This is a genomic window from Gluconacetobacter entanii (genome assembly GCF_013155425.1).
GTDB classification, from domain to species: domain Bacteria; phylum Pseudomonadota; class Alphaproteobacteria; order Acetobacterales; family Acetobacteraceae; genus Novacetimonas; species Novacetimonas entanii.
The window spans coordinates 78,123-92,974 of the sequence record NZ_JABJWD010000167.1; the positions used below are offsets into that span (position 1 = coordinate 78,123).

General features: G+C 62.1%; 11 protein-coding genes. 2 read left to right on the forward strand and 9 right to left on the reverse strand.

Features of this window, described 5'->3' with window-relative positions; genetic code table 11:
- Positions 1 to 5 precede the first annotated feature (5 nt).
- Positions 6 to 764 carry a GntR family transcriptional regulator gene (locus HNH97_RS17615; protein WP_233043589.1) on the forward strand — a complete coding sequence of 253 codons (759 nt, stop codon included), beginning with the start codon at positions 6 to 8 and terminating at the stop codon, positions 762 to 764.
- Here HNH97_RS17615 and HNH97_RS17620 read toward each other — a convergent pair.
- The 8 genes from HNH97_RS17620 to HNH97_RS17655 all read right to left on the reverse strand — a co-directional run bounded on the left by HNH97_RS17620 (position 739) and on the right by HNH97_RS17655 (position 12,104).
- The gene (locus HNH97_RS17620) at positions 739 to 2,793 is read right to left on the reverse strand and encodes a beta-N-acetylhexosaminidase (RefSeq protein WP_244949529.1); all 2,055 of its coding nucleotides are present in this window, start codon (positions 2,791 to 2,793) and stop codon (positions 739 to 741) included. The genes HNH97_RS17615 and HNH97_RS17620 overlap by 26 nt on opposite strands.
- A 36-nt stretch (positions 2,794 to 2,829) precedes the next feature.
- A complete protein-coding gene (nagA, locus tag HNH97_RS17625; RefSeq protein ID WP_171791742.1) occupies positions 2,830 to 3,933 on the reverse strand; it encodes an N-acetylglucosamine-6-phosphate deacetylase in 1,104 nt (367 codons plus the stop codon).
- Between the two features lie 49 nt (positions 3,934 to 3,982).
- On the reverse strand, positions 3,983 to 4,936 hold the full coding sequence (locus HNH97_RS17630; RefSeq protein WP_171791743.1) for an N-acetylglucosamine kinase: 954 nt from the start codon (positions 4,934 to 4,936) through the stop codon (positions 3,983 to 3,985).
- A gap of 45 nt (positions 4,937 to 4,981) precedes the next feature.
- Positions 4,982 to 5,773 carry a glucosamine-6-phosphate deaminase gene (gene nagB / locus HNH97_RS17635; protein WP_171791744.1) on the reverse strand — a complete coding sequence of 264 codons (792 nt, stop codon included), beginning with the start codon at positions 5,771 to 5,773 and terminating at the stop codon, positions 4,982 to 4,984.
- A gap of 42 nt (positions 5,774 to 5,815) precedes the next feature.
- Positions 5,816 to 7,006 carry a hypothetical protein gene (locus HNH97_RS17640; RefSeq protein ID WP_171791745.1) on the reverse strand — a complete coding sequence of 397 codons (1,191 nt, stop codon included), beginning with the start codon at positions 7,004 to 7,006 and terminating at the stop codon, positions 5,816 to 5,818.
- On the reverse strand, positions 7,003 to 8,331 hold the full coding sequence (gene gluP / locus HNH97_RS17645; RefSeq protein WP_171791746.1) for a glucose/galactose MFS transporter: 1,329 nt from the start codon (positions 8,329 to 8,331) through the stop codon (positions 7,003 to 7,005). The genes HNH97_RS17640 and gluP overlap by 4 nt, the downstream gene beginning before the upstream one ends.
- A 70-nt stretch (positions 8,332 to 8,401) precedes the next feature.
- Entirely contained in the window at positions 8,402 to 10,762 is a 2,361-nt protein-coding gene (locus HNH97_RS17650) for a TonB-dependent receptor (RefSeq protein WP_265145533.1), read from the reverse strand.
- Positions 10,763 to 11,216: 454 nt separating this feature from the next.
- Positions 11,217 to 12,104: an ROK family protein gene (locus HNH97_RS17655; protein ID WP_171791748.1), complete on the reverse strand. Its 888-nt coding sequence runs from the start codon at positions 12,102 to 12,104 to the stop codon at positions 11,217 to 11,219.
- 192 nt (positions 12,105 to 12,296) lie between these two features.
- Here HNH97_RS17655 and HNH97_RS17660 point away from each other — a divergent pair, with 192 nt between their 5' ends.
- Positions 12,297 to 13,436 carry an ROK family transcriptional regulator gene (locus HNH97_RS17660; RefSeq protein WP_167400329.1) on the forward strand — a complete coding sequence of 380 codons (1,140 nt, stop codon included), beginning with the start codon at positions 12,297 to 12,299 and terminating at the stop codon, positions 13,434 to 13,436.
- A 153-nt stretch (positions 13,437 to 13,589) separates the two neighbouring features.
- On the opposite strand, the gene HNH97_RS17665 is transcribed toward HNH97_RS17660, so the two are convergent.
- The coding region (locus tag HNH97_RS17665; protein WP_171791749.1) for an exo-beta-N-acetylmuramidase NamZ family protein at positions 13,590 to 14,852 on the reverse strand (1,263 nt) is incomplete at its 5' end.

Consider the following 14,852-nt stretch of genomic DNA (forward strand, 5'->3'; position numbering starts at 1 on the left):
TCCGGGTGGAGCATCACGCAAGGTTCGAGGAAGCGCTGCGGCTTGATCCCGCCAGTCACATGCCGCTCTACCTCCAGTTGGAGGCACGGCTGCGGCAGATGATCGAAAGCAGCCAGTTACGTCGCGGGGACGCCATCCCGGCAGAGCGTGAACTGGCCAGCATGACCGGGGTTTCGCGCGTGACCGTGCGCAAGGCCATGGCCAAGCTGGTGCATGAAGGCCTCGTGATCCAGAAGACCGGGGCCGGCACGTTCGTATCGGGACGTTTCAGCCAGCCGCTTTCGGAATTGAGCGGCTTTTCACAGGACATGCGTGCGCGTGGCTTCACCCCCGGTTCGCACTGGCTGGACCGGCAGCATGCCACGGCAGGACCGGATGAGGCCATGGCCCTCGGGGTCGCGCCGGGCACGCGCATTATCCGCCTCAAACGCATCCGGACCGCCAATAACGAACCCATGGCGGTGGAGACCGCCATCGTAACGGCGCGCGACCTGCCCGATCCCTATCTGGTGCAGGACTCCTTCTATGCCGTGCTGCGGGCGCGGGGGCTGGTGGCGGTGCGCGCGCTGCAACGCCTGCGCGCCGGGCTGGCGACACAGCAGGAAGCGCTCTGGCTGCACCTGAAACAGCCGGCGCCCATCCTGCAGATCGAACGCCGCGCCTTCCTTGCCGATGGCCGCGTGCTGGAGGTCACATACTCCTCCTACCGCGCGGATATGTATGATTTCGTAGTCGAACTCAGGTCTTCCGACCCGACGCCATAAGCGCCTCGATCCCCGGCACGATCTCCTGCACAAGGTCGGCTGGCGGTTGCGCCATGGTGTGCGCCGCCTTTGTCGTGGCGGAGGCGTCGATCTGCTGGTGCGCCAGCGTGATCGCATGGCGCGCACTGTCCCTCCAGCCGTGGCCGCCACCATCAAGCGCCGCCAGTCCCGCACGCGCGAGTGCCGCCAGTTCGGCCGACACCGGCAGCAATGGCTGCAGCACCGGATACTGCGCCACCAGGCGCACCATCGCCGCATCATTGTCACGCCACGCCACAAGCCGGGCGCGCAGGTCGGCCTTCAACGCATGCTGCCCCGCAAGGCAGGCGCGGACATCGCGATTGAACGCCTGCGCGGCGAAGCTGTCCGGGGCGGCGATATCGGCGGGCGTGTCGAACTGCTGCTGTGTGATCGGCACCTTGTGCAGATACTGCCAGGCCTGATGGTTGCGGGCATAGTTGCGCACCGGCCCCGTCACCGACAGCAATGTCAGCAGCGGTTGTGGATCGGCGGGCGCCAGGCGGGCCGCCATGCGGTATGTATTCGCCTGCGCCCGGTTGCCCAGCACCTGCAATTCATCCTGCATGACAGGCAGGCGCGCGGACAGGCTGTCGGGATCACGCACATCCTGCGGCGACCAGAAACGCTCCGCAATGGCGGCCGTGCGGGGCCATAACCGTGCGTCGAGCATCTCTTCGGTCACGGTTTCGGTCCACAATGCCGCCTCCGCCCCGATGACCTGCTTTTTCTGGCCATCGGACAGCGTATCCGTCGGGTCCACGCGGTAATGCTCGGCCGCGGGCTGCAACAGGTCGAGGTAGTAGCCTGCCGATACCACGACAGGATGCCCCGCCGACGCGGCGGAGGCGGCATATTTCTGACCCCGCCACGCCTCCACCATCACGCCTTGCGGCACCGGGGCCTCGCTGACTTCGTCCCAGCCCATCATGACCTTGCCATCATGTTCCAGCATGCGGGCAATCCGCGCGGTGAATGCCGCCTGCAACGCCTTGGGGTCGGCATAGCCATGCGCCTTCATGTAGGCGGCGATGCGGGGATTTTGCGTCCATTGCCATCCGCGCACCTCGTCCCCGCCCGCATGGAAATAGGTATCAGGAAACAGGCGCGCCATTTCGTGGTAGAGATGGCGCAGGAAAACGTAGGTTTCCGGCCGGGTCGGATCGAACGCATCGACATAGACCTGCCGCTGGTCCATCGCATCGGGCGTCTGGGCCGCATATTGCGGATAGGCCGTCAGCAGGGCGAAGGAATGGCCCGGCGTGTCGAATTCAGGCACGACCCGGATGGCCCGTTCCGCCGCATAGGCCACAAGGGCGCGGATCTGCCCTTGGGTATAATACTCCCCCCGCGCGGCTATTTTCTGGATACGCGGATAGCGATGGCTTTCAACCCGGAATGACTGCCCGTCCGAAAGATGGAGGTGCAGGACATTGAGCTTTGCAAGCTCCATCGCGTCAATCTGGCGCTCCAGCGTCGCGGCCGTCATGAAATGGCGGCTGACATCAATCAGGAGACCACGCCATGCGAAACGTGGCCGATCATCAATCACGGCGGCATCAAGCACGGGGCCATCGGCCGTATGGTCCACAAGCTGCAGCAGCGTGGCCAGCCCCCGGATCACGCCCGCAGGTCCATCCGCCGTCAGCAGCACGCCATGATCGTCAACCTGCAGGTGATAATGCTCCCGCATTTCGACCGACAGCATGTGCGGGTCCTTCGCCGTGCAGTCGATCTGGAGCCGCAGCGGGGCGACAGGGCCATATTCCGGGGCATAGCGACGTCCCGAAAGCAGCTCCAGACGCCTTTCAAACCGCCCCACGACGCGGTCGAGCAGCGGGGAGCGCATACCCGGCCATGTGACCTCCACCCGCCCGGTCAGCGTGATGGGGCGGGCACCGGGAACATAGGATGCGGGCATCGGCATCAGCGCGGGCGCAGCCATCGCAATGCAGGGTGTGACAAGTATTGCCGCAGCAACAAGCGCATGGCGCATATGTGAAAAAGCCAATACCCGTTCCCCCGCCATGCCCCGGCCGCCCCGCGATCAGCGCAGACGCCGTCCGCCGACCCAGACTTCCTCGATCTGCAATGCGCTGTTCATGACCACGAAATCGGCACGGCAGCCACTGGCGAGGCGACCGCGATCCTCCAGCCCCAGATACCGCGCGGCATTGGTGCTGACGAGGGCGGCGGCGTCGGAGAGTGACTTTCCCGCCGCGACCGCGTTGCGCACGGCGACATCCAGCGTCAGCACACTGCCCGCCAGCGCCCCGTTATCCAGACGCGCCACGCCATCCCTGATATGCACGGTCTGGCCGCCAAGCTGGCTGATCCCGTCACCACCGCCGGTCCCGCGCATGGCATCGGTTACGAACAGCAGCCGCGATCCCATGACGCGATGCGCCAGGCGGAAGGTCGCGGGATGGACATGGTGGGTGTCAAAAATCATCTCGGCATAGGCTTCGTCGCTGCACATCAGCGCCGTGACCGGGCCGGGACGACGGCTTTCGATCGGGGCCATCGCATTGAACAGGTGCGTCGCCCCCGCCACGCCACCCGCCGCACAGATACGGCAGATCGCGCGCTCCGCCCCTTCGTAATCGGTGACCGTATGCCCCAGGCTGACGCGCACGCCGGCACGGGCGAAGGTTTCCATCGCGGTCTGCGCATGCTCCAGTTCCGGGGCAAGGGTCACGACCCGCACCACGCCGGTGGCGATGGCTTCCCCGACATGGACCGGATCCGGGGCGATCGCGAATGGTGGCTGCGCGCCAAGGCGATGCGGGCTGACGAACGGCCCCTCCAGATGCGCGCCATGGACCAGCGGGCCATCGGGGATGCCATTGCGCCAGACTTCCGCCACGGCGTTGAGCGCATCCATCACATCGGCCCATGGGCGTGTGATCGTGGTGGGCAGGATGGTCGTGGTGCCATGCGCCAGATGGAAGCGCGACAGGCGGTGGATGGCATCCACCCCATCCATCGTATCCGCCCCGTCCCCGCCATGCACATGCCCGTCGATGAAGCCGGGCAGGATATAACGTTCGGGGGCATTCGCGCTGGGCGTGATGTCCCCGATCATGCCGTCAAAGGACATCGACGCACCGATGATCCGGTCCTCAAGGACAAGCTGGCCACTGATATTCATGGGTTACGTCCGATCATAAATCTCATCCGTCATTGGGTCCGTGCCGCGCTCAGTCGCACGACAGGCCGGTGCGCAACTGCGCCAGCCATGCCCCATCGACTTTCCATCCCGCAAGGCGCGCCGCACGCATCGCCCCGCCCCCTATGGCGGAAAACTGCGGTGCGCGCGGGGCCTCCCCGAGCAGGCGCGTCACGGCCTCGATCACGGTGTGGCTGAGGAATACACTACCGCTATGGCTCCACGGCAGGGCCTGCCCCAGACGGGCACGCGCGGTCTGGACCTGTGAGGCAAGGAATCCCGCCGCGCGTTCAAGGATCTCCACCGCATCGGCACAGCCTTCGTCGGCAAGGCGGCTGACCTCCCGGGCCAGCGCCGCGATCGCCGAACGGGGATGGTCCTGGATGCGCTGCCATTCCAGCAGGGCCTCCCCCGCCAGTTCGGGGTCAACCGGCAGGTCGAGCGCACGCAGGATGAGGCCCGCGAACGCGGCCCCGTCAGGATGGCGGGTGTCAAGGAAATGCACCACCTTGCCCAGGGCGGCGCACCCGATCCAGTACCCGCTGCCCTGATCCCCCAGCATGAAGCCCCACCCCCCGATGCGCAGCGGGGGATGGCGACGGTCTTCGGCCCAGATGACCGAACCCGTCCCCGCAAGTGCAAGGATGCCCGGCCCGTCGGCAAATGCGCCGATGCAGGCAATCTCCACGTCCGAGCACATCATGATGGTCACATCAGGCCCAAGGACGTCACGGACGACCTCCTCCTGCAGGCGCGAGGACGGGCGCAGCGCGCTGTACCCCGCAAGCCCGATGGTCGCCGCCCGCAGGGGAACCGGGCTGATATCACGCAGCAGGTCCGTCAGCGTCCGGGCCCAGTCCGCCTTGTCATACGGATTGCTGCCACCTGCATGGCGGCGCGCCAGAACACGTCCGTCAGGGGCGACCACGACGGCGCGGGTACGGGTCCCCCCGCCATCAACCGCAAGAATTGCCTCGTCTGTCACGTCATGCCGCCCCACGAAAATACCGCACCGTCACGACCCGTCCCGTCAGGCCAGCAGCGCCTTGAGTTCCGGGTCATGCTGCATCAGATATTCGATATAGGGGCGGCATGAAAGATCCGCGGCCGCCGCCTCGTCCACAATCACAAGGCAGTCGGCGTGCATCTGCAGGACGGTCGCGCTGATGCCTGCCGTGACCGGCCCCTCGATCACGCGGGCCAGGATTGCGGCCTTGGCCGCCCCGGTCACCACCATCAGCGTCCGCCGGGCATCGGCGATGGTACCGACCCCCATTGTCACCGCATGATGGGGCACCTGCTCCAGATCATTATCGAACATGCCCACATTCTGCCGCCGCGTTGCAGGGTCGAGCGTCACGAGACGGGTGCGCGACGTGAGGGCGGACAGGGGTTCGTTGAAACCGATATGACCGTTTTCCCCCAGCCCCAGAAGCTGCAGCCCCAGGCCGCCGCTATCGCGCATGGCCTTTTCATATGCCGCGCACTGCGCCGCCATGTCGGGGGCCATGCCATCGGGCACGTGCGTGGCCTCCAGCGGCACATTCACCCTGGAGAACAGGTGCGCGTTCATGTAGGTGCGATACGAATGCGGTGAGGTCGGTGCAATACCGGCATATTCATCCAGATTGAACGTCCGGCATGCCGAGAAATCCAGCCCGTCCTCCTTATGCGCCCTGACCAGATGGCCGTACACCGCCTCCATCGTCCGGCCTGTCGCCAGTCCCAGCGCGATATCGGGCTTCTGGCGCAGGGCCTGTTCAATGACACGCGCCGTCAGCGCGGTTGCGCGTTCAGCAGTTGGACAGATGACAACCTTCATGACATTCTCCACTTCCGATGCGCTGGTGCTGCCCTTTTTGCCCTATGCAGGGGCAGGCAGGCCATCCAGTGCCCGATATATCCAGTTGAGGTTTTCCCGGCGCAGATGACCGAAATTGTAAAAGGCGAAATCCCGCACGCCACGGCGGGACAGCGCCTCGACCTGTGCGACGAAGGCCCCGGCATCGGCAAAATCGCAGGGGGCCGGACGCAGGACCGTGCGCAGGGGACGATCGGCGGGGACGATTTCACGGATGTCCTCGAAACGCGCCAGCAGGGCCTGCGTGTCAGGCCCGTACAGGCAGACCTCCAGCCCGTCACAGGCACGCGACAGGGCCTCAAGGTCACTGCCCTCGATCCATGAACGGACCGGATTGGCCTGAACCGATGGGATGACATGGACCGTTGCATCCGCGCGGACCGCCTCGTGGATGTCGCGCACCAGTGACGTTACCTGCCGGCAGCGCCAGCGCAGGAAATCACGCAGCGCATCATCCTGCACGATGGCGTGCATCAGCCTGTCTTCCCCTTCCGCTGGCGTCCCATCGCACTGTCGCGCCAGGTATGAAGACAGGTGTCCACGCACGCGCCGTCGTAGCCCCGCCGCATCCACGCCCGCACGGGTCGCGCCCTCCATGCAGGCGTCACAGAAGCACAGGCCGAGCAGGGTATCAGGCCATGCATTGGCGGACAGGAGGCTCATTTCATGGTGGAAACCATGATGGAACGGCTGCCATCCGGGAGTTTCGAGAATGATGTCGCCAATATACGGATGCGATGCGATATCGCGGCACAGGGCGATGCCATAGGCCCGCACATCCGCGTTCGACGGACACAGGCTGTAGGGATAGCAGTCCCCAAACGCATTATGGCACGCAGCCTGCGGATGGCGCGTGCCAAGGGCGGTATTGTGGAACAGGACCGTCCATGCCGAAATGGCCAGACCATGGTCATGCAGCGTCCGCAGCACGTCGATCGGGGGCATCCGTTGGGCCATGATGGGCCGGATGGTTCCATACCTGCCGGGATCGGTCGGCAGGTACACGGCCCCGTCCTGCGGGAAATATACCCGCGCATCCCGCCCATGGGGACGCAGGAACTTTCCCGTATGATAGGCCGCGGCCATGCACAGCCTGCTGATCCCAAGCGTCTTCAGACCGGCGGCAAGGTCGGGCAGGTCGTCGTGGTCCATGATATCCCACGGATAGATGTACAACCCGTGACCAGATGTCATGACTCAACCATCATCACCGGCACGGGGCGCGACCGGTTCCGCCGCTGGATCAGGATATTATACAGCACGATCAGGCAATATGACGGCGCCATCAGCACGACAAAGGCGCTCTGCACCCCCAGGACCGGCATTAACTGCACAAACAGTTGCGGCAGGACCGCGCCCCCTGAAAACGCCATGACCAGAAGTGCCGTCGCCTGCGCGCCCCGTTCTTCCACATCGCGGATGACGATGGGAAACAGGGATGGCAGGATCATGGAATTCGCAAAACCGAACAGCGCGACACACATGACCGAAACATATCCCTGTGTCAGCCATGTCAGCACGCACAGCACCAGACCGCAGATTGCCGACAGGCCGAGATAGCGTTCCTGCGAGAAGACACGCGGCACGAGGAACATGCCCAGGATGTATCCCCCCATCATCGCCGCAAGCGTCAGGGAGGTGAAGAATTTTGTCTGGTCCAGTGGCAGGCCGAGGCTTGCGCCATATGCCCCGATGGCGTCACCGGCCATTACCTCGGTCCCGACATAGACAAACATGCACAGCACGCCCAGCCATAGATAGGTCGGCCCCCGGGGCGTGGTTCTGGCTGCGTCGTCCTGCGTCGCGGGCGGCGTGCTCGGCGTGGCCGAGGTACTGCCGGAGATGTCGATTTCCGGCAGCGAGGAACGCGCAAGCCCCACCGCCGTCACCAGCAGGATAACCGCCATGACAAGGTAGGGCACCTGCACCGCATGGGCGAACTGGTCCAGGATATGGTCGCGCGCGATGGCATCCGGCGCGGCCTTCACCCTTGATGCGATATCGTTGATATTGCGCATCACCAGCATGGCCAGGACGATCGGGGCGACAATCCCCGCCAGTTTGTTCGCCACCCCCATGATCGCGATCCGCTGCGCCGCCTTTTCCGTGGGGCCCAGCAGGGTCACATACGGATTGATCGTGATCTGGAGCAGCGACAGCCCGGCGCCGATGACAAAAAGTCCGGACAGGGCGCCCGGATACCATCGCATGCTGACGCATTCGCCAAAAATCGCAATTCCCACCGCCATGATGACCAGCGCCACCACAAGGCCGCTGCGCAGGCCCGTCTTCTGCGCCAGCAGGGTCGCAGGCAGCGGAAACAGCAGATAGGAAAGGTAAAAACACATCGGCACAAGAAACGCGCTGACGGTGCTCAGATTGAACGCCACCTGAACAAAGGTGATCAGGGGACCATTAAGCCACGTCACAAACCCGATAATGAAGAACAGACACGCAATGACGATGATCGGTCGCCAACCATAGGCGCCAGCGGGACTTTCGGGATGCGATGGGGACAATGAATCCTCCTTGGCCCGTCAGCGGCGACAGCATCCCGAAAGGAATGGCTGCCGCCACAGCAGGCAGTTATCAGAAACCAGCCGATACAGAAACCATCGCGGCAAATGCGCCACCCACAAGATAGACGGGCGAAGACGTCGTTGCCACACCATTACTGCTATACATGTTTCCCGCAACCGTTTTGGTCGGATGGGCGTTGGTGGTGAAGCTCGAACCACCAGACAGGTAGTGGTTGTCACCGATATTCATGATGTTCAGCTGAATCTGCGGGGCCTTTGCCGGACCAAGCTTCTTCAGGCGATAACCCAGCGTGATATCAGAGGTGATATAGGAGGGGATCTTCTGGTCATTCATGAAGGTCGTGTACTGGGAGTCGACATAACGCAGCGCGAAGTTGCCGAAGAAGCGGCCATCATCATAGTTCAGGCCAATGGCCCCCGTGAATTCCGGCGACTCAACCGCCACTTTCCCGGCCGTCGGCAGATAGTTCCCGCCACCAGCGTTGAAGTTGTTGTCCATCGTCGCATGCAGATACTGTCCCGACAGGTACGGGCTGATGTGATGCCAGCGACGCAGGCCGAATTCGAACTGCGCACCACGTGACGTCTGGCCACCGATGTTGATCGGCTCGGAAATCAGCTGGTTGGTGCCGGGGATGTAGTTCATCGACGTGACCTGGTGGTTGGTCATGTTCAGGTTAAACAGGGACACCGCAATATTGTAGAAACCCGAGTGACGGAAACCGATTTCCTCACCAATGGAGTATTCCGGCTTGAGCGAACCGGGCTGTTCCACCGCATGCGACGAATTGGGATCGAAGATCTGGCTGTACGCCTCGACCGATGCCGGGGCACGGAAGGCCGTGGTGCCGTTGACATAGATCTGGTCATGCGGCGTGATCTTGAAACTTGCCGAGAACTGGGGCAGAGGTTCGAAATAGTTGCCCGCCTTGTAATAGGGATCAGCACCCGGAACGTTATTGGTGCCCGTCCTGCTGACCATCGCCGCGCGGAAACCTGCACTCAGCGTCAGGCGGTCATGCAGCAGCTTGAGCGTATCGGCAATGAACAGCGTGTTGACCTGCTGCTTGAAGTTCAGATCGTAGCCGGTCAGGATCCGGCCGGTATCCGCGACACGAAGCGGACTGTCGGAATAGGACCCGTCGGCGAACACACGGTTGAAGCTCGAAAGTTCCTGATGGGTGGTATAGTTATACCAGTACCCGATCGACAGCTTGTTATGGCCCATCGTCCAGTCAAGCGATGTATTGAGCGATGCGCTCTTCTGGTCCCACGGATCGATGGATTCCGTCAGGATCGAACCGGTCCCGGTGGGGACACCGGTCAGGCCGCTATACTGCTGGGTGCCCATGTATCCGCCCGTGGTCGGGATGCTTTCCCCACCGTTCGACGGACCGAACTGATGTTCGTAATAGGGCGTGACATGCAGCTTGAGGTTTTTCGTCAGCGTGAAGTGCGACGGCAGGATGATGGTCTGCGCGTTCAGGTTCGTAATGTTCAGGCCATAGAACAGCGGATCATTCTGCGTAAAGTCGCCATGATAGTTGAAGTTGTCACCATACTGCTTCCACTGCGCCAGGGTGGGCGAACGCCATGAGGTCTGCTGCTGGCGGTTATAGGAGAAGATGGCGGAAATACTGTTTCCGTCGCCCCATTCCTTCACGAACTTCGAATCAATGTGATAGCGGAACAGGCCGCCCGGACCACGCCAGTTGTTGTAGCTGGTGTGGGAGAAAGACACGAAACCGCGAATACCGGTATTGCCGATATCACCCGTTTCGTAACGGATGAATTCCTTGTTCGCGCTGTGCGTCCCGCCGGCGAGGTCAACATAGCCGCCCTGACGATGTGACGGGTTGATTTCCTGCGACGAAATCTGCCCACCCACCGCGTTGTACAGCGGCGCGTCCATGTCGGGCGACCCCTGGGAGACGGTGACCGAGCCAATATTCTCGGAATCCACCATCATGCTGCTATAGGGCTGGTAATTGATGGGGTCAGCCATCGGCGCACCTTCGAACAGGTACCCGATCTGCGCCTGCGTCATGCCGCGCATGGTCATGTTGTTACCCGTCAGGCCAAACGGATCCTGACTGGAGTAGTTGACACCCGGCAGTTCGGCAACAAGCGATGAAATATTGGCCGTCGGCGCCTGCTTTGCAATAAAGTCGCGTGTCAGGCCACTCTGTGAACGCGGGGCGGTCTGTGTCGGCATCAGGCCGCCACCCGGCGTCAGGTTGGTCACGCCGTTCGACGTCGTCATGCCATGGCTGGTCACATGGATCTGTTCGACTTCGGAATGGGGCTGCGCATTGGTCGCGGCCGGCTTTGCAGCCTTTGCCGTTGCGGACGCATGCCCTGCCTTAGAACGTAACGAAGCGTTCGCTCCCCCTTCGCGTGTCGTGGCCACGCCCTGCCCATATGCAGGAACGACAACCAGGCTCGCCAATACAGTACAACAGAGGGATAGATTACGATACGAAACGTTCATGAACGTGAATCCCTGCATTCAGGTGAAAAAGCGGCGAAACAAACGTTTTGTTCCGTTAATGGATAATGACAGACCTATCGAAACCAAAGCAATAGTTCGGAAACCGTCCAATGATAGTTTTGGAATGAAAACAAAGTGGGTGCGGTATTTTTCAGTGCATTTTAGCCATGAAAATAGCCTGAAAATACCATAAAAACGTATCAACTCTTTGTTTTATATTTATTATTTTTCGGAACACACCCAGATTACAGCCCCATCAGGATCGTAGCATTTTTGTCACAATTCCTCCGGGCGCCTGCGATGGAGGCCATAAAGGCAGGCCCCCTGCATTAATTCCGTTGCCAGACAATCCGGGAAAGGAAGCACCCGCCCCTCAATCCCTGAGCCATGACGCACCGATCAGGCCGGAATCCGCCGGCAGGCTGGCCGGAACGACCAGTACGCTCCCCTGCTCCCGCAGGATGCGATCGCGCACCATGCGGTCCAACGCCCCGATCAGTTCCACCTGATGCGCCAGTCCACCGCCAACCGGCATGATGGAGGCCCCGGTCACGTTGGCGATCATCGCCAGACCGGCGGACATGCGATCCAGCCAGACATCGACAGTGCGCCGCGCGGAAGCCTCGCCCTTTTGCCAGTTGGCCAGAAGGTCGCGGGCATGCAGCACCTCCCCCCCCAGATGCTGGTGCAGGCGTTCGATCCCACGCGCGCCGCCAATCGTATCGAGGCAGCCATTCTGCCCGCACTGGCACGGCAGGCAGGGAATGGCGTCCGCCCCGGCAGACTGCGCGATGAAGGGACCATGCCCCCATTCACCCCCCAGGCCGCCACGACCGATGACAGGACGGCCATGGATGATCAGGCCCCCTCCGACCCCTGTCCCCAGGATGATCCCGAAAACGATTTCATGCCCTTTTCCCGCGCCCTGCATGGCCTCGCTCAGCGCAAAGCAATGTGCATCGTTGGCCACCAGCACATGCCGCCCCAGACGCCCGGTCAGCAGTTCACGCAACGGCACGTCATTGACACAGGGGATATTGGCGGTGCGCGTCTGCCCCGTATCGGGCGCACAGACGCCGGCAATCGCCATATGCAGCGGAATGGCGGGATCATACCCGGCGGTCATGGTGGCCAGTGCCGAAACAAACCCTTCCAGATCAGAAGTCGGTGTCGGCAGGCGTTGCCGGTGCGCCAGTTGATGGCTGGGGTCGGCTTCCGCAAAATCGATATAGGATCCACCGATATCGGCGCAAAGTATCACCGGATCTTCTCCTGATGGTTATGTATGACGGGCTGATCTCGATACGCAGAACCTGTATCGGTGGCAGGCCGTGCCCACGGAAAAGCATCCGGAATCATTCAATTAACTCACTAAGTTCGACATTCATACTAATTGTCTTCCGGCTTCGTATCAATTAAAAACAATCTACAGGGACAGCCAGTCAGGATGCAGATGTTTACGTCAGGACAATATCGGGTGCTGCGCGCCATCAGCACGATGGGCAATATCAGCAGGACACAGCTTGTAGATATCACGGGCCTGAGCAAGGCTACAGTCTCGACCCTGACGCGTGAACTTCTTGACCGCAACATCCTGTCCGAACGGGAACTGGTGTTCGGGCAGGGACGGCCCGCCATCCTGCTGGGGCTGAATGCCGTCTCCGCCTGTTTTGCGGGGGTTTCGCTGCAATCGGACCCCGGACAGATCCTGCTGACGGACCTGCATGGGGAAATCCTGGTCCAGATGGACCTGCCCCGCATATCCGACCCGGACCTGTGCGTGGACCAGATCGCCAAGGCGATAGACGACCTGCTGGAACAGGCAGGCGACAGGGCCGGCCCACTGGGCGGGATCGGCATCGCCATTCCCGGTTTTGTCGCACGCGACAGGCGCATGTGCCTGCGCTCGACAGCGCTGGGATGGCGCAATGTCGATATTGTCACGCCACTCAAGGACCGGATGAAAGTACCTGTCTTTGCTGAAAATGACGCGAATGCGCTGGTACAGGGCGAACATCTGTTCGGCATCCTGCGCGACTGTCCGGATTTCAGCATGATCATCGTCGGCGACGGGGGCATCGGATGCGCCCATATCGTCGATGGGAAACTGCATCGCGGTTTCCATGGCGGTGCGGGCGAAATCTCCCACACAACCGTTTTCTGGCCTGACGGGCGCGAACCCGAACGCCCGTGCAGTTGTGGCAAGCGGGGATGCCTGGACACCGTTTCCTCGCTACAGGCCATCCGGTCCATGGCGCATCAGCATGGCCTGCCCGGATCACCAGAGGAACTGGAAATGCTGGCGCGCGACGGACATGCCGATGCACTTCGCATCCTTCATACCGCTGGCGGGGCCATGGGACTGGCGGTGGCGCAACTGGTGCAGCTATTCGACCCGAGCCAGGTGGTCGTGCTGCTGGACGAACCGTTCCGTGAAGGCGTGTTTGGCGCGGTACTGCGCCAGACCATGGAAACCAACGTCATGCCCCGCCCCGACTGGGAAACGACCCTGACCCTGCGCGAAACGCGGCGTACCGACTGGGCCACGGGGGCGGCGGGCATTGCCACCCGGCAGTTCCTGTTCAGTGAATGAAGGGCCGTTGCGGAAAACCTGCTGACCCTAGGATTTCCGGATGCGGTATTTTTTCAGGAAATGACTGTTCTCTTGAAGCTTTTTGGAAAAAGCTTCACCAAAAACTTTATGTCGTCCGTGCAGGGGGCGACATCCCTTCCCTGCTCCGCGGATTCAGGAATAAAGTATATATTTCTTCCGTGTTTCCATGAACCGGGCAAGTTCCGGCTGCCATGACTGGATGATGGCGTCGGGCGCCGTTCCCTGATCGAGTTGGTGGCGGACCGTATCCGTTCCCATGAGAAGGTCGAATGTCCGTGCATCCTTTCCCCGCCACGGCACCGAACCCGTCAGGTTACGCAGGGTGGACAGCAGCGTCAGTCCCGTCCGCACGGCATCAAACCGTTCGCGATCGGTAATGACGATCTGCAACCCATGATCCATCGCCCCCTTGTCCACAAAAGCCACGGGGGCGAAGGCGACATCGCGGAATGCGACACCGGGCAGCCCGGACTGCTCCATCTGGTCGCGCCACGCCGTCGCATCAAGGCACGGACCGCCAAGATAAAGGAAAGGCATCGCCGTGCCACGGCCAACCGACAGGTCCGTCCCTTCGAACAGACATGTCCCGGGATAGGCGATCGCCGTCTGCACTGTCGGCATGTTCGGGCTGGGCGGAACCCATGGCAGGTCCGTCTGGTCAAAGAACAGGTCGCGCGTCCATCCCTTCATCCCGACATGGCGCAGTTGCACGGAACGGCCGGATACCGTGGGAATGAAACATGCGTTGAACAGGCTGGCGAGTTCGCAGACCGTCATGCCATGCTGGATGGGGATGGCCTGCCGCCCGACAAACGAGGCAAAGCGCGGATCCAGCACCGGACCACCCACGCGGGTTCCCGAAATGGGGTTTGGCCGGTCAAGCACGACATAGTCGATCCCCAGTCGCGCGCACGCCGCCATCGTGTCATAGAGGGTGGAGATGTAAGTATAGAACCGCGCCCCGACATCCTGAATGTCAAAGACCATCGTATCGATGCCGGAACTGCGGATGATCGCATCAAGCCGGGGGCCGGATACGTTATAGATGTCATAGACCATGACGCCGGTTTTCGGATCCCGGGTCCGGGCCTCTGACGAACCTGCGGGGGCGGACCCGCGAAAACCATGCTCCGGCCCGAAGATGGCCTGCAGGTTGATGCTGGCATCGGCGTGGATGATATCGGCGATATGATGCAGGTTGCGGCCAACGCTGGTCGGATTGGCAATCAGCCCGACCTTGCGCCCCCGCAGCAGCCCATAACCATCGGCGCGCAGCCCCTCGAACCCTGTCTGGACCGTATGCACGACATCGGTGTCGCAGGCAGGCTTTTTCGCAAATGCCCCCCGGACGCCCGAAAATCCGCCCCCACACAGGGCGATCCCGCCCCCCATGAC

Coding starts and splice junctions, on each gene's coding strand:
- nagB (WP_171791744.1), bottom strand. CDS start 5,773: ATGAAGGTTGTCATCTGTCCAACTGCTGAACGCGCAACCGCGCTGACG.
- nagA (WP_171791742.1), bottom strand. CDS start 3,933: ATGAATATCAGTGGCCAGCTTGTCCTTGAGGACCGGATCATCGGTGCG.
- HNH97_RS17640 (WP_171791745.1), bottom strand. CDS start 7,006: ATGACATCTGGTCACGGGTTGTACATCTATCCGTGGGATATCATGGAC.
- HNH97_RS17660 (WP_167400329.1), top strand. CDS start 12,297: ATGTTTACGTCAGGACAATATCGGGTGCTGCGCGCCATCAGCACGATG.